1 protein-coding gene is annotated in these 230 nt (G+C 65.7%); it reads left to right on the plus strand.

Annotation, left to right across the window (positions count from 1 at the left end):
• Window positions 1-19: 19 nt before the first annotated feature.
• Window positions 20-230 (plus strand): TSUP family transporter (locus tag ACQG3P_RS25255; protein ID WP_426806572.1); only part of this gene is annotated, 211 nt, incomplete at its 3' end.

Below are 230 nucleotides of genomic sequence, written 5' to 3' on the forward strand. Positions count from 1 at the left end.
TGCGCCGTGATGCGCTGCCGTGTTCGAGCTGGCTCCCGCTGAAGTGTTGTGGTTGGTGGCGCTCGCCTTCATCGCCGGCCTGGTCGATGCCGCTGTCGGTGGTGGGGGGCTGGTGCAGTTGCCCGGACTGTTCACGGTGCTGCCGCAGCACACTCCGGCAGTGCTGTTTGGTACCAACAAGTTCAGTTCGATGTTCGGCACCGCCGCAGCGGCATTCCGCTACGCGCGCA

Source organism: Stenotrophomonas sp. SrG, from assembly GCF_050031795.1.
Lineage (GTDB): Bacteria > Pseudomonadota > Gammaproteobacteria > Xanthomonadales > Xanthomonadaceae > Stenotrophomonas > Stenotrophomonas rhizophila_A.